This window comes from Listeria aquatica, from assembly GCF_014223975.1.
Taxonomy (GTDB): Bacteria; Bacillota; Bacilli; order Lactobacillales; family Listeriaceae; genus Listeria; species Listeria aquatica.
This window is the reverse complement of record NZ_JAARRM010000001.1, coordinates 376,868-399,533: the sequence shown is the minus strand read 5'-3', so window position 1 is coordinate 399,533 and position 22,666 is coordinate 376,868. Positions and strand designations below refer to the sequence as shown.

20 protein-coding genes and 1 riboswitch are annotated in these 22,666 nt (G+C 38.2%); of the genes, 3 read left to right on the top strand and 17 right to left on the bottom strand.

Going from position 1 to position 22,666, the window contains the following annotated elements; genetic code table 11:
• Positions 1-11: 11 nt before the first annotated feature.
• Together HB912_RS01975 and HB912_RS01970 are read right to left on the bottom strand one after the other, a co-directional pair.
• Positions 12-920, bottom strand: coding sequence for an iron-hydroxamate ABC transporter substrate-binding protein (locus HB912_RS01975; RefSeq protein ID WP_185371980.1), 909 nt, complete (start codon positions 918-920; stop codon positions 12-14).
• A 770-nt stretch (positions 921-1,690) separates the two neighbouring features.
• A complete protein-coding gene (locus HB912_RS01970; RefSeq protein WP_185371979.1) occupies positions 1,691-2,704 on the bottom strand; it encodes a PTS sugar transporter subunit IIC in 1,014 nt (337 codons plus the stop codon).
• A gap of 194 nt (positions 2,705-2,898) precedes the next feature.
• On the opposite strand from HB912_RS01970, the gene HB912_RS01965 reads away from it, so the two are divergent.
• A complete protein-coding gene (locus tag HB912_RS01965; RefSeq protein ID WP_036072006.1) occupies positions 2,899-3,078 on the top strand; it encodes a hypothetical protein in 180 nt (59 codons plus the stop codon).
• Between the two features lie 60 nt (positions 3,079-3,138).
• On the opposite strand, the gene HB912_RS01960 is transcribed toward HB912_RS01965, so the two are convergent.
• From HB912_RS01960 to HB912_RS01915, 9 genes are all read right to left on the bottom strand, one after another.
• The gene (locus HB912_RS01960; RefSeq protein WP_185371978.1) at positions 3,139-4,239 is read right to left on the bottom strand and encodes an FtsW/RodA/SpoVE family cell cycle protein; all 1,101 of its coding nucleotides are present in this window, start codon (positions 4,237-4,239) and stop codon (positions 3,139-3,141) included.
• Positions 4,217-5,380 carry an FtsW/RodA/SpoVE family cell cycle protein gene (locus HB912_RS01955; protein ID WP_185371977.1) on the bottom strand — a complete coding sequence of 388 codons (1,164 nt, stop codon included), beginning with the start codon at positions 5,378-5,380 and terminating at the stop codon, positions 4,217-4,219. Before HB912_RS01955 ends, HB912_RS01960 begins: the two co-directional genes overlap by 23 nt.
• 15 nt (positions 5,381-5,395) lie before the next feature.
• Positions 5,396-7,969 carry a magnesium-translocating P-type ATPase gene (mgtA, locus tag HB912_RS01950; protein ID WP_185371976.1) on the bottom strand — a complete coding sequence of 858 codons (2,574 nt, stop codon included), beginning with the start codon at positions 7,967-7,969 and terminating at the stop codon, positions 5,396-5,398.
• A gap of 200 nt (positions 7,970-8,169) precedes the next feature.
• Positions 8,170-8,342, bottom strand: a riboswitch (M-box (ykoK) riboswitch).
• 216 nt (positions 8,343-8,558) lie between these two features.
• Positions 8,559-8,849, bottom strand: a complete 291-nt coding sequence (locus tag HB912_RS01940; protein ID WP_185371975.1) for a nucleotide pyrophosphohydrolase — start codon at positions 8,847-8,849, stop codon at positions 8,559-8,561.
• A 58-nt stretch (positions 8,850-8,907) separates the two neighbouring features.
• Entirely contained in the window at positions 8,908-9,234 is a 327-nt protein-coding gene (locus tag HB912_RS01935; protein WP_185371974.1) for a thioredoxin family protein, read from the bottom strand.
• On the bottom strand, positions 9,231-9,668 hold the full coding sequence (locus tag HB912_RS01930; RefSeq protein WP_185371973.1) for a flavodoxin: 438 nt from the start codon (positions 9,666-9,668) through the stop codon (positions 9,231-9,233). Before HB912_RS01930 ends, HB912_RS01935 begins: the two co-directional genes overlap by 4 nt.
• Positions 9,665-10,714 (bottom strand): ribonucleotide-diphosphate reductase subunit beta, encoded by a 1,050-nt coding sequence (locus HB912_RS01925; protein WP_185371972.1) that lies wholly within the window; start codon positions 10,712-10,714, stop codon positions 9,665-9,667. Before HB912_RS01925 ends, HB912_RS01930 begins: the two co-directional genes overlap by 4 nt.
• Before the next feature lie 86 nt (positions 10,715-10,800).
• Entirely contained in the window at positions 10,801-13,113 is a 2,313-nt protein-coding gene (locus HB912_RS01920) for a ribonucleoside-diphosphate reductase subunit alpha (RefSeq protein WP_185372833.1), read from the bottom strand.
• Positions 13,114-13,565: 452 nt separating this feature from the next.
• A complete protein-coding gene (locus tag HB912_RS01915; protein ID WP_185371971.1) occupies positions 13,566-14,906 on the bottom strand; it encodes an MATE family efflux transporter in 1,341 nt (446 codons plus the stop codon).
• A 193-nt stretch (positions 14,907-15,099) separates the two neighbouring features.
• On the opposite strand from HB912_RS01915, the gene HB912_RS01910 reads away from it, so the two are divergent.
• Positions 15,100-15,444 (top strand): YxeA family protein, encoded by a 345-nt coding sequence (locus HB912_RS01910; RefSeq protein WP_185371970.1) that lies wholly within the window; start codon positions 15,100-15,102, stop codon positions 15,442-15,444.
• A gap of 18 nt (positions 15,445-15,462) precedes the next feature.
• On the opposite strand, the gene HB912_RS01905 is transcribed toward HB912_RS01910, so the two are convergent.
• Both HB912_RS01905 and pta read right to left on the bottom strand, forming a co-directional pair.
• The gene (locus tag HB912_RS01905; RefSeq protein ID WP_185371969.1) at positions 15,463-15,831 is read right to left on the bottom strand and encodes a hypothetical protein; all 369 of its coding nucleotides are present in this window, start codon (positions 15,829-15,831) and stop codon (positions 15,463-15,465) included.
• Positions 15,832-15,911: 80 nt separating this feature from the next.
• A complete protein-coding gene (gene pta / locus HB912_RS01900; protein ID WP_036072201.1) occupies positions 15,912-16,889 on the bottom strand; it encodes a phosphate acetyltransferase in 978 nt (325 codons plus the stop codon).
• A 283-nt stretch (positions 16,890-17,172) separates the two neighbouring features.
• Between pta and HB912_RS01895 the strand changes: the two genes are divergently transcribed.
• Entirely contained in the window at positions 17,173-18,324 is a 1,152-nt protein-coding gene (locus tag HB912_RS01895) for an aminotransferase class I/II-fold pyridoxal phosphate-dependent enzyme (RefSeq protein ID WP_185371968.1), read from the top strand.
• 42 nt (positions 18,325-18,366) lie between these two features.
• Here the strand turns inward: HB912_RS01895 and HB912_RS01890 are convergent, their stop codons facing one another.
• The 4 genes from HB912_RS01890 to HB912_RS01875 all read right to left on the bottom strand — a co-directional run bounded on the left by HB912_RS01890 (position 18,367) and on the right by HB912_RS01875 (position 22,556).
• Entirely contained in the window at positions 18,367-19,515 is a 1,149-nt protein-coding gene (locus HB912_RS01890) for an ArgE/DapE family deacylase (RefSeq protein ID WP_185371967.1), read from the bottom strand.
• 117 nt (positions 19,516-19,632) lie between these two features.
• Positions 19,633-20,493: an NAD(P)-dependent oxidoreductase gene (locus tag HB912_RS01885; RefSeq protein WP_185371966.1), complete on the bottom strand. Its 861-nt coding sequence runs from the start codon at positions 20,491-20,493 to the stop codon at positions 19,633-19,635.
• Positions 20,494-20,507: 14 nt separating this feature from the next.
• Positions 20,508-21,542 (bottom strand): YdcF family protein, encoded by a 1,035-nt coding sequence (locus HB912_RS01880; protein ID WP_185371965.1) that lies wholly within the window; start codon positions 21,540-21,542, stop codon positions 20,508-20,510.
• Positions 21,543-21,650: 108 nt separating this feature from the next.
• Positions 21,651-22,556, bottom strand: coding sequence for a hypothetical protein (locus HB912_RS01875; RefSeq protein ID WP_185371964.1), 906 nt, complete (start codon positions 22,554-22,556; stop codon positions 21,651-21,653).
• Positions 22,557-22,666 lie beyond the last annotated feature (110 nt).

Sequence of the window (22,666 nt, the reverse complement as noted above, 5' to 3'; positions counted from 1 at the left end):
GAACACCGCTTTTACTCTCCTAAAAAATAATTTTGAAAGGTTTTTAATTGATAATCAAGTGTCATGGCATCATTGAAGTAAAATTTATTCGCATCCACTTGAAGCACATGGTCATTTTTCACAGCAGGGATTTCCTTATAGGCATTAGTTTTCATGAAGGCATTTTCTGCTTTTTCGTAGCGACTAAGTACCATGTAATCGCCTGTGTAATCTGCTAGTTGTTCCGTAGAAACGGCATAATAACCAGCCTTAGCTGCTGCTTTTTTAACAGATTCAGGCATTTTAAGTCCCATAGCTTGATATAAAACTTCTGTTCCGCGTCCCCAGCTGTCTCCGAACACATAAATTTGCTTTTCAAAACTTTCCGCTACTGAAACAGTTGTATCTGCGCCAATCTTCGCTTTGATTTCTTTCCCGGTTTTCGCAGCGCGTTTTTTAAAGTCTGAAACCCAAGCCCGGGCTTCTTTTTCTTTATTTAGCACTTTTCCAATTTCAATGTGCTGATCTAAATAGTTATTTTTGCCATATGTAAAGGTGACAAGTGGCGCAATTTTTTTAAGCTTGTCTTGATTTTTCACTGTGCTTAACCCAAGAATAAGATCTGGCTTAAGCGCGATAATTTTTTCAATATCTTCATCCGATACTTCTTTGGCATTTTTTAAGCCCTTATCAAAATTCGGATTGTTCATGCTCCAAGAATCTGCTCCTACAACTGGAACACCTAATTTAAGAGCATCTCCTGTATATGATGAAAGTACAACGACACGCTTAGGATTCGCAGGTACTTTAATCTTTCCATTTTCAGATTGATAGGTAATCGTTCCTGATTTTTTCTTAGCTGACTCATCGGTTTTTGTTCCTCCACAGGCTGCCAGAACAAGAATGATGCTTAATACTCCCAAAAAAAGAACTTTTTTCATTTTCCAACCTCTTTCCATTGATAACGATTCTCAGTAATTATCATACTTGTTTTGACCTCCCCCTGTCAATTGATTTCAAGGATCTAGTTGGTTCAAAAGACTCGAATCGTAGCACAATAATTGGCGGTTTCTAGTCTTTTGTCTCATTTTCGATAAATTTCGTTTAAAAAACATTCAAAACGGCTATTGTATTATAACAAAAGGAAAGAGAGGCGATGCGGATGAAAGAGAGACATTTTCATTACGCACACAATGTTTAATATCGCTTCTAGTTTCTAAGTCTTGTGTGTGTACAAGCTGGTTTTCCAGCTTTGTCATATGCCGGTAACGTCTGATGAAAGGTTATCCGAATTTCGAATAAACAGGAGGAAGGCGATGGATGAAAAGCCGCGTCGAAAGTGTAAGTTCGAAATTCACCCTTTGAGAAACGGATTATCTGAAAGTCAGAAGCATTCTCTTCTGGGGTTGCATTCTGAAAACAGTATCCACTCGTACAGGCAAATATTGAGTTAGAGGAAGCTGTGATTCGATTTATCTTTCGCAGTAAAGTCAAGGAAGCTTTTCAAGTTCCTGCTAGTGAAAGTGAAAGTGTATTCTTCATTAGTTAGACTTGCTTTTCCACTAACGAATGAAAAGCCTAACCGTTGTTAATCTCAAAGAGCGTATGTTTATACAGAAACATCAGGCAAACCGGCCATCAGATGAGCAGGCTTGACAGCTCATCAAAAGGAACCCTCGGATGGGAAAGTTACATCCGAGGGTTCTCTTTTTTATTCTAGCTCAATTTTCAAATCGCCTGCTTTTAGTTTTTCTCGTTTCAATAAAATCGGTTTTGCAATAAGTGCAACGATGGCAGGAAACAAAACAGCAATAGCCAGAAAGGCTAGAAATGTCCCGATTCCAGCGTTTGCAATTAAATAAAGTGGTGCAACAAATGCGCAAAGTCCCATTCCAGCAATTTCAGCGGTTGCTTCGAGATGAAGAACGAGTACGCCAACTGGACCAGCCACAAGCGTTGTCAGAAGTGGAATCACCATTAAGCTAGGCTTGCGGATGATATTGGCGGTTTGAAGCTTGGGTGTGATGATGAGTTGCGCGAAAAAAGCTCCCCAGTTATTATCCCGAAAACTCAAAACAGCGAACGCGGCAAATTGAACGGTACAACCAATTAATGCAGCAGCGCTCGCGGTTGGATCTAGCTGTAAAGCAATGGCAAGCGCAGCAGATGAAGCTGGACTTAAAATTAATAAACCAAAAATAAGGGCAATAACCATGGAAGAAATAAGCGGAGACCCGGAGACAAGTGTTGTAATAAATTCGCTCACAGTCACTAAAATCGGTGTCATGATTTTCGAAAAGAGCAACCCGGAAAGTCCGCCCGCAAGAAGCGAAACAGCTGGTATTAGAATCATATCAAATCGTGTACCGCTCACTCGTTTTCCTGTCCAAACAGCAACAATCACTGCAAGAATCGCACCGACTGGCTCGCCGCCTGAAATTGCGTAGCTTCCGTTTGCGAGTGTAATAATCCCTCCGCCTCCAATAATGGCAGAAGCCCCAGCGCTAATCACAACTAGCGTATTTGCTCGTAAGCAAATCGCAATCCCTATCCCGATTCCTGGAATAAGCATATTCTTTCCGATTGCTCCAATTTTAGTAAGAAACTCAAGTCCTGCTAAATCTCCGATCGTTTGCAGTAAAAGCCCCATCCCAAGTGTGACTAGTACGGCATTTGCAATCCCCATTGATGCTTTATAGGAACGATCGACAAAATATTCTTTCATAAAGTGCCTCCCTCTTTTCTTTTATTAGTCTTTTTTATTTTACGACTTCTAGTGTAAAAAAGCTATCTTTAATTGTCTTGTCACATGTAAACCTTTGATTGTTTTTTACAACTTTCTTAAAAATTATTAAAAGACCTCCTTTTTCTACTGATTTTGCGTATAATGGAACTAACCATACAGAAAGGAGCTCTCAAATGAAAGTAACTGGACTTCTCCTCTTAATTGTTGGAATTATTGGTATTGCTGTTTCATTCAGTATTTCTGGACTAGTTGGATTTGGTACATTCCTTGTTTCTCTTATTCTTACTGTCCTTGGTATCGTTCTTCTGATCAAAGTGAAAAACCGCCGCAGACGGTCTTATTCCTTCAGATAAATGACTTAAATTCAAACGAAAACGCATCCACTACTCGGATGCGTTTTCGTTTGAGTTGTGTTATTCCAGTTCAGAATCACTACGGATCACTGCAAGCATTATCCCGGTACAGATCATACTCCCAAGAATAGATGACCCGCCATAACTTATAAACGGAAGGGGTATCCCTGTCAGCGGCATCAGTCCAATCGACATGGCAATGTTTTCAAAGATATTAAAAGCAAAACACATCGCAAATCCTGCAAAGAGATACGTAGAAAAGCTTTTTTTCATGGTCAGCCCTGCCTCAATCAACACTTTAATAAAGAGGATAAAAACGATTAATAAGCAACTAACACCAATGAATCCAAATTGATTCCCAATTGAACTAATAATCATATCGGTATGGCTTTCCGGGATATAAACATTCCCATTTCGGCCTGTAAGCATCCCCGACCCAATTGCTCTTAGTGACAAATTAACTTGATAAGCACCATCTGGATCACTTGCTGGGTCAAGCCACGTAAAAATGCGAGCGAATTGATATTTTTTGAACCCCAGCATCTCAAGCCATTCCATGTGATTTAACAATAAAAAAAGAAAGAAGCTAACTGAAAGAACAGCTGTAGTTGTGATTCCAACGATCCATTTCCATGATTTGTTGGCAACTAGTAATATTGTAAATGCCGTAACAAAATACACAATCGTAGTCCCAAGGTCGGGTTGTTTGTAGAGAAGTAACAAAACCGGTAATCCTAAACTAGCTAAAACAAAAAATTGTTTGACTGAATTTTTTTCATATTTCGCTGCAAAATGGGCCATTACGAAAACAAAAATGCCTTTGACAAGTTCAGAAGGTTGAAGCGAAAAGCCTGCAAGACGATACCACCTCGTCGCTCCGTTAACTTCCTGTGTGAAGGGAACTTTTAAAACAATACCTAGCAACAAAATAATGGCTCCACCATAAAACCAAAAAACATGTTTTCGGACAAAAGTGATATTACTTTTAGAAATGAGAAAACAAATCCCTAATCCCACAATAAAAAACAAAATTTGCTGTAAAACAAAATTGTTTTCATATTGACCTGTTTGTTGAGCGAAATAAATAGCCACACAACTGATGATGCTAAGGAGAATGACAAGAGCATAAATCTGTTCACTAATTTTTCTTTTGTATTGCATAACTTTCACCTTCTCCATTTTGTTTTTTCATGCGTCTCTCTCCAGCACGTACAAATCCGAGACCACATGCAAGTGCTAAAATAGAGCTCCCTCCATAACTCATAAATGGGAGTGGAACACCTGTCAGCGGAATGATCCCCGATACACCACCGAGATTAAAAAAGATTTGAATAGAAATCCAGCTTACTACGCCCACCGCAACAAGATTATCAAACGTTGACGAACTGAAAAATATAACCCTGAATGCTTGCTTTATCAAAATAAAGATGAGACTCAGATAGAGAAATAAGCCGAGCGCACCTAATTCTTCCGAAATAACTGCCATGATAAAATCAGTATGGGCTTCCGGTAAGTAACCTAATTTTTGAATACCAGAGCCAAATCCACTCCCCCAGAAACCTCCGCTTCCAATCGCATAGTAGCCATTTCGGAGTTGGTAAGACGCGTTTAAATTCGCCTTATTGAAAGGATCTAAATAGCTAAAGCGTGCCATTTTCGTACTACTAAAGAAGTCGGGATGAACTAGATATACCAACAAAAAAGCTACCAGAGAAACGCCTACTAAGAAAAGAATGACTTTAAAAATCCGCCTAAGCGAAAGTCCTGAAACAATAAGCTGACTAAGTGCTGCTACAAATACAATTCCTGCCGTTCCAAGATCGGGCTGCAAAATAATCAATCCTACTAGAAGGAGTAATAGAAAAAGATAGAGAAAGAGCGGCCGATCACTTTTTTCAATTTGCTTACCAAAATAAGTGAAGTAAGTAGCCGTAAATAAAATAACGAGTAATTTAAGTACTTCAGTTGGTTGAAACATAAAGCCAAAAATGTTCAGCCAGCGTTGTGCGGAATTTGTTGTAACTCCTAAAAAAAGAACAGCTAAAAGCATAAAAAAGGAAACTCCATACATCCACTTGATCGCTTTTCCGTTTACTACTATTTGCTCGTTCAAATGCGAAACAACAAGCAACAAAAAGAAACCAAACATGAAAAACAAGAATTGCCTTAGTGCAAAATAATGGGCACTAACTTCATAACGCACAAGAGCCGTTTGGAAACTGGCGCTATAAACAAGAATGACACTATATAAGCTAAGAAGAAGAAAACTGAGTAGAATCGTTTTATTTTTTACTAAGTACACAGCTAAAATCTCCTTTTAAATCCAATCGTGGAATTTTTTTATATAGACTTGTTTGACAAATTGAATGACAATCATATAGCTCAAAAGTATACCTACTAAAAATAGAAAATACATCGCTGGTAAATTTACAAATCCCATTGCATGGCCAAATCCAGTAAAGGGAATGACGAGTCCAAGCCCCATTATTATTAGTGTTGAAATCAGTACAGGCTTTGTTGCCGTCGATTGAATAAACGGAACCTTTTCCGTCCGAATCATGTGAACCACAAGGGTTTGTGTTAATAACCCGACAACAAACCAACCACTTTGGAATAAAGCTTGTTCGGAAATAGAATTCGCTTGAAAGACATTCCACATAATCACGAAAGTTAAAATATCAAAAATAGAACTTACAGGACCGATTGTTAATATGAAACGAAGCATATTTTTTGTATTCCATTTCCTTGGTTTTTCCAAGAACGAATCATCCATTCTATCCCAAGGAAGAGTAAGCTGCGAAAAATCATAGAGTAAGTTTTGTAACAATAGCTGAAGTGAGAGCATCGGCAAAAATGGGAGGAAAGCACTTGCAATCAGTACACTAAAGACGTTCCCAAAATTCGAACTTGCTGTCATTTTTACATACTTCAATATATTGCCAAACACCGTTCGCCCTTCAACTAATCCCCGCTCTAAAACGGTTAAACTTTTTTCTAGTAAAATCACTGAGCTGGCATCTTTTGTAATATCTGTTGCCGTATCAACAGATATGCCCACGTCTGCTTTTCTAAGCGCAGGGGCATCATTCATACCGTCTCCCATGAAACCAACTGTATGCCCCCCTTCTTTTTTCAACACCGTCACAATACGGGCTTTTTGAAGCGGAGAAAGTTTTGCTAAAATTGAAACTTCTTGGATCGCTTGATGTAATTCAGTATCGTTCATATTTTCTATTTCTGTTCCAAGCAAAAAGCGTTCGCTTGAAATCCCGACCTCTTGGCAAACTTTCTTCGTTACAATCTCATTATCTCCTGTTAAAACTTTCACTTGTACGCCTTTATCATTAAGCCTTTTCACCGCGTCTGCAGCCGAAAGCTTTACTGGGTCTAGAAAACCTATGAAACCTTTAAAAATCATGTTTTCTTCATCATCACTCGAAAATTTGGATGCCTTGGGTTTGTCTTTATAGCAAATACCAATAACTCGCATCCCTTGTTGATTTAAAGTTTCACTAAATCGACTTAATTTTGTTTTCTCTTTTTCTGTTAACTCTTTTATTTCATTCTTTTCTTCTATATGTGTACAAATCTGGAAAACTTCTCTAACAGCGCCTTTCGTAATCATTCGATCTGCTGAACGTTCTCGAATAATAACACTTAACAGGCGCCTTTCAAAATCAAAAGGAATTTCATCAAGTTTTTGCATTCGCTTGAGGCTCCGTAAGCCATCACTTGTCTGCTCAGTGTGCTTGATAACAGCGTAATCGAGCACATTTTTATAGCCTGTTTGATAATAGCTATTTAAAAAGGCATCTTCTAATACACTATTAGAAGGGTTACCAGAAGCATCAATATGTTGTACTAGTGTAATTTGGTCACAAGTTAGCGTCCCTGTTTTGTCCGTACAAAGCACATCCATAGCTCCTAAATTTTGAATGGCATTTAGTTCTTTCACAATGACTTTTTCTTTCGCCATTTTAACAGCGCCTTTAGCAAGATTTGTGTTAACTATCATTGGGAGCATTTCAGGCGTTAAGCCAACAGCCACTGCGACAGAAAACATGAACGCTTGTAGCCAGTCCCCTTTTAAAAATCCATTCATCGAAAATACAATAGGAACCATCACTAGCATAAAATAAAAAAGCATCTTCGAGACCGCACGGACACCCTTATCAAAACTTGTTTGATCCCGAGTAGCCGTCGCCATTTCCGCAAGCTCACCAAAAATTGTCTCATCACCTGTTCGCAGTACAACTGCTCGCCCTATTCCACTAACAACGTCTGTCCCCATAAAGCTTAAATTTTGACTTTCAAGGATCGTGCCATTTTCATTGGCTGAAAAACTGTATTTTTCAACAGGTAATGCCTCTCCCGTTAACATAGACTGGTTAACAAATAGATCTTGAGCTTCGAAAACCCGTACATCTGCCGGAATCATGACCCCAGTTGACAAACAAATAATATCTCCTGGAACTAGGTACTTAGTTTCGATTTCGCACTTCACGCCATCACGAATGACTGTTGTACGATTCTCAATAAAAGACTGTAAAGAAAAACTTGCTTTTTGAGCTCGAATAGATTGAATAAAACTAATACACACGCTGAATGCGATCATCACACTCATGATAATCGCGGCTTCGAAGTCTGCTGTTAAAAGTGAAATCACAGCAAGTAGCATTAAAATATAAATAAATGGATCGTGAAAAGCTTTGAGTAGTAACAGGTAAACAGGCTTCGGTTTGCTTTTTTTCGTCCGATTTTCACCATAAAATTCTAATTTCTTACTTACTTGTCCTTCTTTCAAACCATTTTTTTCGGTTTCATAACGTGTAAAAATAGCAGTTAAAATTTCTTTTGACTCTTTTAATAAGCCAATTTCATTTTGTTTCATCTTTTTGTCCTCCTTTAAGAGGCACTAACGGCAATTATGTGCAGATAAATGCCCCTGTTTTTATTGCTACAACTACTATCTGGGTCACTTTCTGCTAACAAACTTGGCATTTATCTCACATCCTTTTTATAATTTGCCATAAAAAAATCCTTGCCAAAACTTTGGCAAGGATTTATACACATGCAAATAAACAGCTAATGCGCGTTTCCCCTCGCAAAAGTTTTGGCACTATACAACGTAAAGAAAAATCATTTTCTTAGCCACATTATGGAAAGCCTTAATCCGACAATCCCTGTTCTACCCATTGGCGTCTTTGGACATTTTTGGGCAGTGGCCTATGTTTGTATAGGAGCCTCACTTTACAGGCAAAAATATTCATTTCCGTATTTCCTTGTAAATAATATCATGTTCAGGACTCAAAAACAATAACAAAAGAATGTTCTTTAAACTTTCTTTACTTTTTTTGCTCAGGGAAACTTTTTTGGTTTACCTGAAACCCTGATGGAACGTGTAAAATAAATTTGCATTTCAAAACTCAAACAAGCATAGCGACGTGTCGCAATGCTTGTTTGAGCAAAATGATTTCCCACTACCAGACCCTTTTTTTATTTTTCTCTAGTTTGTTTCGAATAATTTCTTCTACATCTAATTCAAAACTATCTGCTAGCTGCAAAGCGTAAATCAAAACATCCGCTAATTCATCTAAAATGGCTTCTTGATTCTCTTTTACAGCCTCATTAGATTCTTTCCACTGAAAGCACTCTAGTAACTCAGCGGATTCAATTGAAATAGATAAGGCTAGATCTTTTTTTAATGCATATTGATCTTCCCAGCCACGTGATTTTAAAAACGCTCGAATATCCTGTTGTAGTTCTTTCATAAACTTTAAAATCTCCTCTCGTTATAAAAAAACCCTCTTTCGAGGGCTTTAAATAAACTTACGCATTTTGTTCTAAAGTTTCTTCAATTTTGTTGGGTGGAATAAATCCATTTAAACGAGTCAATTCTTCCCCGCCTTTATAAAGCACAAGTGTTGGTGTTTGACGAATATCTTGTTCGAAAAAGAAATTTTCACCCATTTCTTCCAATTTCACTTTCAAAACTTTCACTTTCTCTGCTTGTGCGGAGTTATTAAATTCTTGAAAAGAAAGATCTAACATTTTGCAATTAGGGCAATTATCTTTCCAGAAATCTACATAGACTAATTCTTCACTTGCCATGTGATTTTGAAACTCTTCCAAAGATTTAATTTCGATACTTGTCATAACGACTCGCTCCTTTTTTTCAGCACTTGCTGAACAAAATTATTAATTTCCTCATAATCAGCATTTGTGTGCGGCATTTGTTCAATTTTCAAGGTTGGATAATCAGTTCCAAAAAACTTTTCCATCCGGTCAACTGCCCCACAAAAATTTTCAATTCCCCACTGCGTTTCTCCAGTTCCAAACAAAGCAATGTGCTTCGGTTTTTCACCTAATTCCGCAATGAAGTCTTTCATATCTGGTGGTGTTCTTCCGTAATCAACCGTCCATGCCCCCAACATGTAAAGGTCAAAAGATTCATCAAGTGGATAATCTGCATCTGGTGCGACCCGAAAAGCGGTCACATCATGCCCAAGTGCTTCAAGACGTTCCAGAATCAGGTCTGCAACCATCTTCGTGTTTCCGCTTAAAGAATCATAGGCAAGGAGGATTCTCATAGATCGTCAAATCCGTTATCGATGTTTGTTTTTTTATAGCTTGAATTGCGCATTTCGAAGAAGTCTGTCTTCGTTTCCGTGAAATTATCCGCATATGCTTTAATCCAAGTCATGGTATTATCGCTATATCCAGGATAAAGTTCTTCCATTCCAAGCATCCCAAGCATTTTATTCGCACGATATTTAACGTAGTCGACCATTTCATCTACATCTATACCTTCAATTCCTTGAAGCACTTCACTCGACCATTCTGTTTCGAGTTCCACTGCATGCTTAAAGGCATTATTTGTATATTCAACGAGTTCGTCTGTTTGAAGTTCTGGATTTTCACCAAGAATAGCGCGAATGACTTCTGAAATAAATTTCGAATGAGCCAGTTCATCACGATTAATAAAGCTGATGATTTTTCCAGTTCCATTCATTTTATTTTGTCGTACCAGATTATAGAAATAAGCAAAACCACTATAGAAATTGATTCCTTCTAAAATAGAAGATTGAATTAAAGCTTTAACAATTGTTTCACCTGTTTTATTTTCCATAAAGTCATTATAAGCTTCCATGATAGGTTCATTTCGCTTAATAATCGTTGGATGTGTTCTTGCAAAATCAAAAATTCGATTTTGATTCTTAAGGTCTGTGATCGAGGCCAAAACGTAAGAATAACTTTCATTATGGATCACTTCTTGTTGTCCAATAATCGCAGCGTTGGCATGAACAGCCGGATCCGTTACATATTCAGCAATATTATAAATAAAACGAGTTTGCGGTGAATCTAGAGTTGCAAGTAGCCCAATAATCGCATCAAAAGCTGCTCGTTCTTCCTCTGATAGTAGCGGATACTGCTTCGCATCACCTTTCATATCCACTTCATCTGGAATCCAGTAATTCGTTGAAAGCTCTTTATAAGCCCGGTAAAAAGATGGATAGGGAATATCGTTCCAATTTAAAATCCCACTTGTTTCCCCATTAATAATCGCAGTGGAATGATTTGGATACATCGGTTCTAAAATTTTGATTCTTGTCAATGCTTTGCCTTGGTCTCCCATCAGCTAGGCCTCCTTTAATTTCTCTTGTATTAATATGTAAGAAAGAGGAGACAGCGAAATCAAATTCCCTGCCTCGTCTTTCTTTATCAGCTTGAGCACCATTCACATTCTTCAATATCAATATCATTCGAACGAACATAATAAGTCGTTTTAAGATTTTCTCGCCATGCTGTCAAGTGAAGTTCAAGCAACATGCTTGCTTTGATTCCGCTTGGCACATAAAAGTTGAAGCTTAAAGATTGGTCAACGTGTCGCTGACGACGACCGTTTTGACGAACACTTGCAAATTGATCTAATTTATAAGCACCTTTTTCGTAGTATGGATAGGTGGAAAGACTTAGATCTGGTGCAATAACAGGACGTCTGTAATCTTTCTTTTCTTCATAATAGAAAGCACTATAAATTGGGTCAATCGAAGCCGTTGAACCAGCGATTTGTGCGGTACTCATATTCGGTGCAACAGCAACCAAATAAGCATTGCGAATCCCATTTTGACCAACGTCTTCTGCAAGCTCACGCCAGCGTTCACTTGTATAGCCACGGCTTGAGAAGTATTCTCCTGTATTCCAGTCACTACCTTTAAAGACGCTGTAAGCTCCTTTTTCTTTTGCTAATCGGGAACTTGCTTGAATGGTTAGGAAGTTGATTTTTTCGTACAATTCATCAGCAAATTCTTCCGCTTCTTTTGAATCCCACGCAATATTTTTAAGAGCTAATAAATGATGCCATCCGAAAGTTCCAAGTCCGATGGAACGATATTTCCGGTTCGTAATTGTTGCCTGTGGCACGGGGAGTTCATTTAAATCAATAACGTTATCGAGCATGCGCACTTCAATATCAATCAAGCGTTCCATTGTTCCTTCATCTTCAGCCAAGACAGCTCGACCAAGGTTAATTGAAGATAAGTTGCAGACAACGAAATCGCCTGCTTGTTTAGTAATAACAATTTGATCTCCAGAAATTATTTCTTGAATCATCCGCGTTGGACTCATGTTTTGCATAATTTCCGTGCAAAGGTTACTGGAATAAATCATGCCTTCATGTTTATTCGGGTTTTTGCGGTTTACTTCATCACGATAAAACATGAATGGGTTCCCCGTTTCAAGTTGGCTCACCATGATACGCTTCATGATGTCGATCGCTTTCACGATTTTTTTACTAATCGTTTCATCAGCAACCAACTCTTCATATTTTTCGCGGAATGAACCCTCCCCTTTTTTCTCATCATAAAAGTCTTGTAAATACCAACCTTTTTTCGCTTTTACTTCATGTGGGTCAAATAGATACCAGTCTCCCCGGCGTTCCACCGCTTCCATGAACAAGTCTGGGATACAAACTGCCGTAAATATATCATGCGCCCGTAAACGTTGGTCTCCGTTATTTAAACGAAGATCTAGGAACATCTCAATATCTTTATGGAAAACATCTAGATAAACAGAAATGGCCCCTTTACGTTGTCCTAATTGATCCACACTGACAGCTGTGTTATTTAATTGTTTAATCCAAGGAATAACTCCACCGCTTGCTCCTTTGACGCCACGAATTGGGGCTCCTGTGGAACGAACGTAGCCGATGTATGCACCAACACCGCCACCATGTTTCGAAACACGAGCGACATCCGTATTGCTATCGTAGATGCCTTGTAAGCTATCATCAATCGTATCAATAAAGCAGCTCGAAAGTTGTCCTCCTACTTTCCCAGCATTTGCTAGTGTTGGTGTAGCCACTGTCATATACAAATTGCTAAGCGCCCAGTAAGCTTCCCTTACAAGCTCCATACGCTTCGCTTTTGGCTCTTCTTGCATCAAATAAAGGGCAATCGTGAGCCAGCGTTCTTGTGGAAGTTCATAGACGTTACGTGCTTGATCAGTCGCTAGATAACGAGTTGCCAGTAGATAAAGGCCGTTGTATGTAAATAACTTATCTTTGTCTGGGTCAATCATCTTACCAGCTTCAATCAATTCTTCTTTCGTATAATTTTTTAAAATGCTACCAGAATAAATCCCGCGTTCGCCAAGACTTTCCTGTAATCCAATATAAGAGCCATATTTATCATCATCATTATAAAAACGATTTTTACTGGCTTTTTTATATAATTTATTTAAATACAGACGTGCTGCGAAATGTTCCCATTCAGGCAAATGAATATCCGTTTTTGCTTCTGCTTCACGAATTAAATAATCCGTTAATTCATCAGCAGAGTAATCTTCTTTTTTCTCAATAAAACGGAAAATCTTTTCTTTGTATTCTTTGATGTCAAGTTTTGGAAATTCTTCATGAATTTTATCCAAATAGCGGTTTAAACGATCAGCATCGAAAGGTAATTTCCGATTTCCACCGTCTTTTACAATATAAGTCGTCATTTGCACTCCCCATTTCTTAAAAATTCTTCCAGCCATAAAGGCCATTGATCGCGTTCTCCTCTTTTATGTCAAATCATAAAAATTAACTTTTTTAGAAAGAAAAGTTCTCTTTAAAAAAGCTAAAAACAAGTGATGCGATATTCGGTGTTAACACTATATATGGTATAACTTTTTGATTGTGAATTCAAGATATAGTACTCGGACCATCTTTTTGAAAACGCATACATCACTCGTATACAGCGAAAAATTCTTCTTTTATTAAATCTAGATAAAGATTGTGATTTAAAAAACAAATTGAGAGGTTAAGGGTTTTGAACACTTGGAGTGACAAGGTTTTAGAAAATGGGGCACTTTTTGCCTTGGAATTAACAAACAATTTCCAACCTTTTATTTTCACAATCTAAAAGCAGTCCATACATAAAACCTTGGTTTTTTCAAGTCCCAAAAGGAATATTTTTTTAATTTTTTTCGTGAAAAAACTTCCCGTTTTACGAAACGGGAAGTTTAAATAAATGTTTCGAGCGTGCATAAATAAAAATGCTTGCTGCCACAATAAATTCAGAAATAGGAATGGCGCTGAAAACGCCTGCTGCTCCAAAAAACGGTGGTAAAATCAGCAAGAAGATGACCATGAAGATGAGTTCTCTTGCAACTGTTACCCAAGTTGCCATCCCAATTCGGTCCGTTGTTTGAAAATAGGTCATCATGACAAAATTGAAGCCCATAAACAAGTAACCAGAGAAAAAGATACGTACACCAAGTACAGCCAAATCATGGATATCTGCTTCAAAGTCCCCAAACAGCTGGACGATTTGATCCGCGAAAAATAAACCGATGATGAAAAAGAACAGTCCTGTTGCAATAGCAACGATAGCCGCTAATCGCACGGTTTCTTTCTCACGCCGAACAAGTTTAGCCCCACGGTAATAGCTGATTAGAGGCTGGATTGCAGAACCCATACCAAGGAACATCATTAGAATCACGCTATGCGAATAATTTAACACTGAAAAGGCCGCCACACCTGCAGTTCCTGCCACTGCTGCAATCGCAATGTTGTACCCCATCGTGAAAACTGACATGCCAAGTTCTGATAAAAAGCTTGGTAAACCAATTGAAAAAGTTCGTTTCAAAGAATCAAGCGTTAATTGAAAGTGGACAAATTTTAACCGACTTGTTTTCTTGAAAAAGTGTGTCGCTAAAATAATGACACCTATCGCAATCGCCGAAACCGTTGCAAGTGCCGATCCTTTCACGCCTAAATCTAAAATGAACAAAAAGATATAGTTCAAAATAACATTCATTACGGCTGTCACAATGAGTGCAATCATGGCAAGGTTTGGGTCGCCATCGTTACGAACAAAAATACTTAAAATATTTTCAAGCGTTAAAACGAAACCAAACAGTAATAAGACGTTCATATAATCCATCACGTAAGGAATAGTTTCATCATTCGCGCCAAGTGTATACGCAAGTGGTATTCGAAAAATAAAAGCTAGAATCGCAAGTAGTATGGTAATGGAAAGCACCATTAAAATCGAACGCGTGAAAATAATCTGTGCCTGTCCAATTTTTTTCTCACCAAGCGCAAATGAATATTGCGTCGCTCCGCCAATTCCAATCCAAAGTGAAATCGCTGTGAAAATGGAAAACACGGGAACAGCAATATTAATACCAGCAAGCGCCACACCGCCAAGCCGATGACCAACAAAAATACCATCTATGACAATATTAATCGACATCAAAAGCATGCCGACGAGTGAAGGAATTAAATACTTGACGTAAACCTTCCCAACAGAGCCACTTTCTAAAATTTGATCATTATTTTTCATTTTACATCCCTCGTTTTACCTAACGTTTATTAGCTTTTCTATTTAACCATATTTTCACTAAAAAAAGCAAGGCTTTTTTCTCAAACATGACAAAAATGTAAGGTAATTCCTCATTTTGTTAGTTTATCCGAGGGAACGCCGCTCTTTTTTTCTGTAGAATAAGAGTATAGAAAAAAGACTAAAGGAGGTCATTATGAAGAAAAAAACAACTTTGCTGGGACTTCTAGCTGCAACACTGCTCTTATCGACTCTTTTTGTATTTGAATATTTAGTCCCTGATAATCAAACCGCTAGCTCTTATTTTGTCAAAATGAAATCAAGTGGCGAACCCGTTAAAAAAAGTCAATTTAAAGGTTATAAATATACGGAAACGGTCTATAATTCTAGAGGCCAATCTTCTAAACTTTCTTTTTACTCCGATAAAAAACTCGCACAAAATGAACGCTTTAAAATCATTGTAAACAGCAATCACTTTGTTTCGAACTATAAAAAAGTGTCTACATTACCTAAAAATGTGCAATATTTAGCAGAAAAATAAGCCGACTTACAAGTTGGCTTATTTTTCTTGGCGAATATTTTCGTTATAATAGTGGATCACATGACGTACGAAAAGCTGCGCCACAACCATTAATATCCATGTGTAAATCAACATAAAAGGTTGACCAAACGGCTCATAATATTCCATGTCCTTCACTAGGAAAAAATGAGCAAATAAAAAAGATGAGGCTAAACTACCTAGATTCCAGCAAAGCACGCCCACCACCGAATAATTTTTACTCACGTAACCCGTAAGAACGAAGTAAAAAATCGTTAGCGGGATGAGAAACCACGGATAAGTCGCGGAAAACGCGAAAGCATATTCAAAATAAAAATAAAGAAAAGGCATCGGTACGCAAGCAAGAATAGGAAATAAGATGCGCTTCATAAATTTATCCTCCTTTTCATTTTCATACCCGCTTAGATGCCTAATTATGCAAAAAAATCCAAGCCGAAGCTTGGATTTTTTTATTCACTCACAGCTTGAGCAGCCGTAATCAGTGAAAGGTTATAAACATCTTGTGTATTACACCCGCGTGATAAGTCATTAACAGGCGCATTTAAACCTTGCAAGATCGGTCCAACCGCTTCGAAGTTTCCTAGACGCTGCGCAATTTTATAGCCAATGTTTCCTGCTTCAAGACTTGGGAAGATAAATACATTCGCATCGCCCTTTAATACTGAATCAGGCGCTTTTTGTTTAGCTACACTAGGAACAAACGCAGCATCAAACTGGAATTCTCCGTCAAGTGTTAGTTCAGGTGCTTTTTCTTTGGCTAGTTTAGTCGCTTCCGCTACTTTTTCAGTTTCATCAGATTTAGCTGAGCCCTTTGTCGAGAAGCTTAACATCGCAACTCGTGGATCAATATCAAAAATCGAAGCCGTTTCGGCACTGACTACGGCATTTTCAGCCAAATCAGCAGCAGTGGGCGCAATATTAATCGCGACATCACTAAACAAATAGCGTTCCGCTTCCCGCACCATAATCATCGCACCTGCCACTTTAGAAATTCCAGGTTTTGTTTTAATAATTTGTAGAGCTGGGCGAACCGTATCTCCAGTTGAATGAATCGCTCCACTAACTAGGCCATCTGCTTTCCCAGTGAAAACAAGCATTGTTCCAAAGTAATTTGGATCAAGTAGAAGTTTTTCAGCATCTTCTTGTGTTGCTTTTCCTTTTCTACGTTCCACAAAAGCAGTCACAAGTTCAGAAAAATCGGCATCCCCTTGTGGGTTTCTTATTTCTACACCCGCAAGGTCAACCCCTGCTTTTTTAGCCGCGCTTGCTACTTCTTCCTCTGTCCCAAGAAGAATCGGTTCAACAATTCCTTCTTCTTTAAGTTTGGCTGCAGCGCCGGCAATCCGTTCATCTTTTCCTTCTGGCAGGACAATTTTAACATTTTTCCCTGCCACTTGTTTTTTAATGGATGTAAATAAATCGCTCATTTTCGCAATTCCTCCCAATTTCTTCGTATTCCTTATCCTTCCTATCATACTATAACTTGTGTAATAAAAAAACCTGAAAAACAGCTTATTTCCTAGTCTTTACTGCTATATGACAGCTAAATGACAACAGCTAGCCTGATTCCTCGAAGCCCCCCTTCTGAATCTTTTTTCCTGTATCAATTTTCTGTTTCCTTTTCTTACGAGTCTCGTTCGCCTTTTGCCGCTTTTTTGTGATATGATGAAACAGATAAAATAACAGAACAAATAGAAAAAGGTGAAGTATATGTTAAAACCTATTCGGCCCGAGCTAGCAGAAATTCAAATTAGTGGCATTCGTCGTTTTAATACGCGCGTTTCTGGGATTAGCGATATGATTAAATTAACACTTGGTGAACCCGACTTTTATACACCTGAACATATTAAACAGGCGGCGATTGAGGCGATTCACGAAAACTTTACAAACTATACGAATAATGCTGGTATGCCTGAACTTCTTCGTGCTGCCTCCGATTATTTTAACGAAAAATATCAATTGGGTTTCTCAGAAGAAGAAATCATTACGACAGTCGGCGCAACAGAAGCGATTGCAGTCGCACTTGAAGCTATTCTCTCTGCTGGAGATGAAGTGATTTTGCCAGACCCGATCTATCCTGGATACGAACCGATCATTCGTCTTTTAGGAGCTATCCCCGTTAAAGTAGATACGACGACTAGCGGCTTCAAATTAACACCAGAACAACTCAAGAACGCCATTTCTGAAAAAACAAAAGCACTCATCTTGCCTTATCCTTCTAACCCAACTGGTGTGTCACTCGAGGAAGCAGAACTAGCCGCACTTGCCTCCGTCTTAGAAGAAACTGGTATTTATGTAGTGGCTGATGAAATTTATAGCGAATTGCATTATGAATCAGCGCACGTTTCCATTCGTAAGTTTTTACCGCAACAAACGATCGTCATTAACGGTTTGTCGAAGTCTCATGCCATGATAGGCTTTCGAATCGGCTTTTTAATGGCTGAAAAGAGCTTGTTACAAGAAATGCTTAAAGTCCATCAGTATACCGTCACTTGTGCAAGTTCCATTAGCCAGAAAGCTGCGCTTGAGGCGGTTACAAACGGAAAAGAAGATTGTCTCCCTATGCGTACAGAATACAAAACACGTGCCGGCTTTGTTGAGCAACGCTTGCTAAAAATGGGCTTTGAAATTATTCCACCTGACGGCGCTTTTTATTTTTTCGTCAAGCTGCCAGATTTCGTTCAAGAAAATGCCTTCGACTGGGCCGTTCGTCTTGCCGAAGAAGCCAAAGTTGCGGTCGTTCCCGGGGAAGCCTTTTCCGAGAAAGGCGAGCGCTACTTCCGACTATCTTATGCAGCATCCTTTGATGAGCTTGCAGAAGCCATGGAACGCATAAAAAACTTTATGGATCAATCCAATTAAAAAAAGAGATTCAAGGGCAAGCCTTGAATCCTTTTTTTATACTTACTTTTCACTCAAAAAATCTACCATCATGTCCTTATAAACTTCAATCATATCGTTATAATTCTCGGTAGAAACGTATTCATCCACTTGATGCGCCATCTCTCCAACACCAGGTCCGAAGATGATAACTGGAAAATCCTTTTTAGCTTTAATAAACTCAGCCGCATCAGTTGTCCCTGCAGCTGTGACTAATTGAATTTTTTGTCCAGTTCGTCTTTCATAAGCAGCTTGTCCAATTTGTGCAATATCAGAGTCTTTATCACTAAAGACAGGGAGCTTATCGTAATCCCAAACAAGCTCTAATTTCACATCTTTTTCTGCATTTAGTTTTTTAAGAATATCTGCAAATACTTGTTGAATCTTTTCATTATCCACTTCAGGAATCGTTCGAATGTTCCCTTGTAGTTTTGCAAGTTCAGGAATACTATTCACTTGATTTCCGCCAGAAACTACCGTTGCATTATGTGTGAAATTACCAAGTAACGGATTTGTATCCTTAACAGAAGCCACAAAATCTTCTACTTCATTATAAAAGAGCATCAAATTATCAATCGCATTGACACCAAACTCTGGCATTGAACTGTGCGCATTTTTCCCATAAGAAGTCACCGTATAATTCATTGAGCCTTTATGCGCGTAGCAAATTTGCGGACCACTTGGTTCTCCAATAACAAGTGCATCTAAGTCATCCGCGTAACCCTCCGAAGTGAGTTGTTCAGCTCCTAACTCGCCAATTTCTTCTCCAACAGTAGCCAGTAATTTTACTTTACCTGATAACGTTTTCTTCTCATCTTGCAGTTCAATCATCGCAATGACCATCGCTGCAAGTCCAGATTTCATATCCGTTGCACCGCGTCCATAAAGTTTACCATCTTTTTCAGTCGCTTCAAAAGGAGGATACGTCCATTTCGAAACGTCTCCAGCATCTACGACATCCATATGGCCAGAAACACCAAGTACTCGCTTACCTTCTTCCCCAATTTCGCTCACCAAACTTGCTCGGTTTTCCGCAAATTGGACTTTCTGTGAATCAATTCCATGTTTTTTTAATAGCTTAGCGAGATAGTCTGCAACCGCTTCTTCATTTCCATTCGTTGAGTCAATGTTTACAATATCCTTTAAAACCTGCAATCTTTCTTGTTGTTCCATGTTTGGTTCCCTTCCTTCTCTAAAGTCATATAATTAATTCCCTCTATAAGTCGTTTCAAACCAAACTTTACAAATTTAATATTTGACTTCGTTTTTAGAAAAAGCTAAACTTTTCATTTACTGATAGTATTTGATAAGTGCCTGCGTCCCCTTTTCACTTAAACCTCGATCAGCTAGCGTTTGATACATTTTTTCAGCTAACTCTAGTCCTGGGAGATCGAGTTCCATTTTTTTTGCTTCATCAAGCGCTATTCGCATATCTTTGATAAAATGCTTGATAAAAAATCCTGGTGAAAAGTCATCCTTTAAAACACGTGGAATTAAATTTGATAATGACCAACTACCTGCAGCTCCTGAGGCAATAGATTCCAAAACTTTTTCAGGATCAAGCCCAGCTTTTTCCGCGTAAACGATCGCTTCTGTCACCCCCACCATGTTCGAAGCAATCGCAATTTGATTGACCATTTTCGTATGCTGTCCAGAACCTGCCTCCCCTTGAAAAACAATGTTTTCCCCAAGAACTTCAAATACAGGGCGCACACGCTCAAACATTTCAGGATCGCCGCCAATCATGATCGAGAGCGTTCCGTTTTGTGCCCCAACATCTCCACCAGAAACAGGAGCATCAAGCACACCAATCTCAGCTGCCTTGCCTTCTTTATAAATCTCCTTTGCAAGTTCAGGCGAAGAAGTTGTCATATCGACTGCAACCGTTTCCTTTCGCATAGTTTCAAGAAAGCCACCTTCTGACAAGTACAATTCTTCAACATCTGTTGGGTAACCTACCATCGTAATCAATAGATCAACCACCCCTGCAAGCTTAGCAGGATTATCATGCCAGATAGCTCCATTTTCAATCAGTGAAGTTGCCTTTTCTTTTGTACGTGTATAAATATGTACGACATAGCCATTATCCAGTAAATTTTGTACCATACTTTTTCCCATTACACCTGTTCCAATAAAACCAATCGCTTGCATGAACACTTCCTCCTTTATAATAGTTGCATAAACCCGAGTAACGCAAAGATGAAAAAGAAAAAACCAATAATACTTAAATGAACAAATTTATACATCATGATTATTGCAATAAATTCACGAATCAATGCACTCGGCATATAGTAAAGAGCAGTCTTTGATCCAATTCCCTGACTCTTCAAACCCGCTTTACGTGCAAAAAGACTCGCTCGAAACAAATGAAAATTATTGGTAGCAAAGATGCTGTGATAAGAATCCATAATTGCATCCATTTTTGCTTTTGAAAACTTCATATTCTGTAGCGTGTTTACAGACTTATCTTCCATTAAAATATACGTTTCCGGAATCCCTTTGTTAATCAAGTACTTGCGCATGGCATTCGCTTCTGAAATAAGTTCATCATCCCCTTGACCCCCAGAAACAATAAAACTAGCTTTTTTTCCTGTTTTCTTTTCTTGCTTATAATAAAAATCCATCGCTTTATCAAGACGACTCGCAAGAAGTGGCGGAACCTTGTCACCTATTAAGCCACTACCAAGTACAATGATAAAGTCCTGATTATAGCGTGGAAAGTTATACTGATAAATAAAAGTCGAAACTAAAAAAGTAATAAAGAAAAAAGTAAAATAGCTAATCACAAGCAAAACAAAGAAATAAAAGAACCATAAGATGAATCCTCCACCGATAACTAGCCCTTGTGCTACTCCCCAAATAAATAACCCTAATAGCAAAATTCCTAAAAACATTGGAAGTAAGCTCGTCAACTTCCTACCTTCTTTTCTCATCATTGTTCTTCCATTCATGATAAGTCCAATAATAATCCCAAAGAAAAAAAATGGAATCAAAAGTATAAGTAAGATTAATACCCCCGTCACAAGCACCTGTATAATCTCGGATCTACTCGTTACTGAAAAAGCCCAGTACAAAATAAACAAGAGACCAAGGAAAAGACCAATCGTAAGAAAAATACCATTACTAATTCTTCGCCTATCCCAAATGTAAAGTATAAGAAAAATCAATAGAAAAAAAATGGCTGCATAAGCAAAGAACAATAATTTCGACCTCCTTTTTATTCTCTCTTATTATAAAGAGTATTCCCTATTATTTTCAAGAAAGAAATAAAAAGAGCTTTGATCAATTGATCAAAGCACCCTTATTCTTTATCTACCATAACATTTTGAACAAGGTGTCAACCCCCGTGCTTTCGCTTCACTGAGTGTTGCCGGATAGTAAGTTCCATTCCCACATTTCCGGTTATGATATTTTGACCCTGTTTTTGTTACAAGAACTTGTTGTTCGTTTTTATCCACCGATGCTTGTGCATTTCCAGAATCAGAGTTGCCACTAGTTGAGCTTTGACGTTCTTTAGCTGCATTTGCTGCTGCCTGTTTCTCTCGTTCTCGCGCTTCATTTTGTTTCCAAATTTCTTCTTTTTTCTTAGCTTCTTGTCGTGCGAGCTCCTCTTGCTTAGCAGAAATTTTATTCCAAATACCATTAATGCGATAGTGATAATCAGAAATAGTTAAGTACTTACTCTTTGTGATATAGTCTTTCGCTTCATCCAAGTCCGAACTTTTTAAATTACTTTCAGCAGCTGCAAGTAAGCGATTTGCCTCATTTCTTTCATTTTCTTCTTCAATGCGAGTTTGTTCTTCTCTCGCTTTTTCTTCAGCTTTATAAGCAAGGTAGCCTTTACTTAATACAATGGAAACCGTCACTTTTTTTTGCTTCATTTTTTTCTTTTTCGCGGTTATTACTGCTTCGTAATCATGATCTGCTTTTACTTCATTGTTAAATTCAAAATTCCCATTTTGATCTGCAGTTGTTCCTCTTTCTCCATTAATATAAAGTGTTGCTCTTGGCTCCGTTTTTCCAGAAATTACAAAGTTTCCATGATCATCTGTCTCCACTTTATCACTTTTCACCGACAGTTGAACTGGTTTAACAACTTGCTTTGTTTGCTTTTCGTGTTGCCCAGACTGACTCGATTCTGGGTTCGTTCCACAAGAAGCAAGTCCTGAAAATATAACTGTGACCAAACTGACTACAACCATCCATTTTTTCATTTTGTTCTCCCCTTTATGTCTTTTATGCTATTGTCTTTTAGTTACTGATGTTTATTTATCAGTCAATTCTAAAATCACAATTTTACTATATCATGTTTAGTCCTTTCGTT

Excerpts from the sequence above, each read along its gene's own strand:
- HB912_RS01970 (WP_185371979.1), bottom strand. The coding sequence starts at position 2,704 with ATGAAAGAATATTTTGTCGATCGTTCCTATAAAGCATCAATGGGGATT.
- HB912_RS01925 (WP_185371972.1), bottom strand. The coding sequence starts at position 10,714 with ATGGGAGACCAAGGCAAAGCATTGACAAGAATCAAAATTTTAGAACCG.
- HB912_RS01960 (WP_185371978.1), bottom strand. The coding sequence starts at position 4,239 with ATGCAATACAAAAGAAAAATTAGTGAACAGATTTATGCTCTTGTCATT.
- HB912_RS01905 (WP_185371969.1), bottom strand. The coding sequence starts at position 15,831 with ATGAAGCGCATCTTATTTCCTATTCTTGCTTGCGTACCGATGCCTTTT.
- pta (WP_036072201.1), bottom strand. The coding sequence starts at position 16,889 with ATGAGCGATTTATTTACATCCATTAAAAAACAAGTGGCAGGGAAAAAT.
- HB912_RS01920 (WP_185372833.1), bottom strand. The coding sequence starts at position 13,113 with ATGGCTGGAAGAATTTTTAAGAAATGGGGAGTGCAAATGACGACTTAT.
- HB912_RS01915 (WP_185371971.1), bottom strand. The coding sequence starts at position 14,906 with ATGAAAAATAATGATCAAATTTTAGAAAGTGGCTCTGTTGGGAAGGTT.
- HB912_RS01890 (WP_185371967.1), bottom strand. The coding sequence starts at position 19,515 with ATGGAACAACAAGAAAGATTGCAGGTTTTAAAGGATATTGTAAACATT.
- HB912_RS01975 (WP_185371980.1), bottom strand. The coding sequence starts at position 920 with ATGAAAAAAGTTCTTTTTTTGGGAGTATTAAGCATCATTCTTGTTCTG.
- HB912_RS01895 (WP_185371968.1), top strand. The coding sequence starts at position 17,173 with ATGTTAAAACCTATTCGGCCCGAGCTAGCAGAAATTCAAATTAGTGGC.
- HB912_RS01965 (WP_036072006.1), top strand. The coding sequence starts at position 2,899 with ATGAAAGTAACTGGACTTCTCCTCTTAATTGTTGGAATTATTGGTATT.
- HB912_RS01930 (WP_185371973.1), bottom strand. The coding sequence starts at position 9,668 with ATGAGAATCCTCCTTGCCTATGATTCTTTAAGCGGAAACACGAAGATG.
- HB912_RS01910 (WP_185371970.1), top strand. The coding sequence starts at position 15,100 with ATGAAGAAAAAAACAACTTTGCTGGGACTTCTAGCTGCAACACTGCTC.
- HB912_RS01875 (WP_185371964.1), bottom strand. The coding sequence starts at position 22,556 with ATGAAAAAATGGATGGTTGTAGTCAGTTTGGTCACAGTTATATTTTCA.
- HB912_RS01935 (WP_185371974.1), bottom strand. The coding sequence starts at position 9,234 with ATGACAAGTATCGAAATTAAATCTTTGGAAGAGTTTCAAAATCACATG.
- mgtA (WP_185371976.1), bottom strand. The coding sequence starts at position 7,969 with ATGAAACAAAATGAAATTGGCTTATTAAAAGAGTCAAAAGAAATTTTA.
- HB912_RS01940 (WP_185371975.1), bottom strand. The coding sequence starts at position 8,849 with ATGAAAGAACTACAACAGGATATTCGAGCGTTTTTAAAATCACGTGGC.
- HB912_RS01885 (WP_185371966.1), bottom strand. The coding sequence starts at position 20,493 with ATGCAAGCGATTGGTTTTATTGGAACAGGTGTAATGGGAAAAAGTATG.